Here is a 1738-nt window from a genome sequence, read left to right on the forward strand (position 1 = left end):
CCCCAAAGATTGGGGGCAAAGGCCGAGCGGACGCGTGCGGCATGTCCCGACGGCCACGGGCCGGCAGGATCGCAGGCGAACCACCGGGACACCCCGCCCAGGGACGTGCGTGTTCGCGGCAGGTCTCCTGGCTTGCGGGTCACAGCTCTGGTCCGGCCTTCCCGAAGCCTTCCGGCTTCAGTGACGCAAGTTGGACCTCGGCTCGCCGCTCACAGTTGCGGGGGCAGCTCCGGCATCGCCTTGCGGCTCACCGGATTCCCTCTTAGCTCCGGCGCCCGCGAATGGGCCCGGAGAACCACGAACCGGCGGAGTGTGCCGAGGCGGGGCGCGCACGTCAATGCTCATATAAAGACATCTTTATATCGCCATGTCCCGGGCCGGCGTCCTCACGCCGGCAGCGGCTCGATGCCCTCGGCCTCCAGCACCGCGGCGGTCAGGTCCTGCTCGGTCATGGTGCAGACGCACAGGATCCGGGCCGGCCGGTCGCCGACGCTGACATAGGCGTGGCCCATGGTGCTGTCGAAATAGATCGAATCCCCGGCCTTCATCCGGGTCGGGGCGTACAGCTCGGTGTGCAGGTCCAGCTCGCCCTCCAGCACATAGGTGTACTCCTCGCCGGGATGGCGGATCAGGTCCTCGAATTCGTCGATCGACCGGGCCCGCACCAGCCCGATCATCGGCACCATCTTCTTCCGCGACAGCTCGGCGCAGACATAGACGTAGTCGTAGGTCCGGGTCTGGATCGCCCGGCCCTCGCCCTGGCGGCTGACGGCGCGGCGGCCGCGGCCGCCCGAGCCGGCGGGGGCGCGGGTGCCGAACAGCTCGGCGATGTCGACCTTCATGCCCTGCGCCAGCTGCAGCAGCTTGTCGTAGGTCAGCGACATCTGGTTGTTCTCGACCTTGGACAGGGTCGAGACGGCCAGGCCGGTCATGGCGCTGACCTGGGCCAGGGTCCAGTCATTGCGGCGGCGCAGGTCACGCAGGCATTCGCCCAGGCTGGGCTTCGGGTCGGTCATGGTCGCAGGCGATGTGGCCGGGCCGCCACCATAAGCGCCGGCCGGTTTTCGGCGACAGGGAAATGTTCGGGCGGCGGGACGGCCCGCGACTCCCAAGGATTGGGCTCGCTGCTGCGTTTCCTGAGCATGAACATCGTCATGCTAGGTAGAATTCGTCAGATTATGCTTTTCATGTTAACAAAAACATGTTGCACTTTCCGGCAAACAGGCACAAGGGGGCATCATGGCGCGACCGCACGGGCATGGAACGCGGCTGGCATCCTATGATTTCGGGGCGACCACGGTGTTCGCCTGCGGCCTGGACCAGCGCTTCAGCTACTGCGCCTATGTGCCCGAGGCCTATGACGAGCACGGCAGCGACAGCTGGCCGCTGGCGGTGATCGTGCACGGCACCGAACGCGGCATGCAGGCCTATCGCGACGGCTTCGCCGACTTTGCGGAGCAGCACGGGGTGATCGTGCTGGCGCCGCTGTTCCCGGTCGGCATCACCGAACCCGGCGACCTCTCCAGCTACAAGCTGATGCGCGCCGGCCCGCTGCATTACGACGCCGTGCTGCTGGCGATGATCGCCGAGATGCAGGCCAAGTACCGGGTCGCGGGCGACCGGGTGCTGATGTACGGCTTCTCCGGCGGCGGCCACTTCACCCACCGCTTCCTCTACCTGCATCCGGACCGGCTGCTCGGCGCCTCGATCGGCGCGCCGGGCGTGGTCACCCTGCTCG

2 protein-coding genes and 1 riboswitch are annotated in these 1738 nt (G+C 67.3%); of the genes, one reads left to right on the forward strand and one right to left on the reverse strand.

All coding sequences use genetic code 11. The annotated features are described in order from the left end of the window. Positions 1-100: 100 nt before the first annotated feature. A riboswitch (cobalamin riboswitch) is annotated at positions 101-315 on the reverse strand. A gap of 71 nt (positions 316-386) precedes the next feature. Continuing rightward, on the reverse strand, positions 387-1016 hold the full coding sequence (locus AC3XYG_RS19065) for a helix-turn-helix domain-containing protein (RefSeq protein WP_489141437.1): 630 nt from the start codon (positions 1014-1016) through the stop codon (positions 387-389). A 223-nt stretch (positions 1017-1239) separates the two neighbouring features. On the opposite strand from AC3XYG_RS19065, the gene AC3XYG_RS19070 reads away from it, so the two are divergent. After that, positions 1240-1738 (forward strand): alpha/beta hydrolase family protein (locus tag AC3XYG_RS19070; protein ID WP_489141438.1); only part of this gene is annotated, 499 nt, incomplete at its 3' end.

This window comes from Inquilinus sp. (assembly GCF_057815775.1).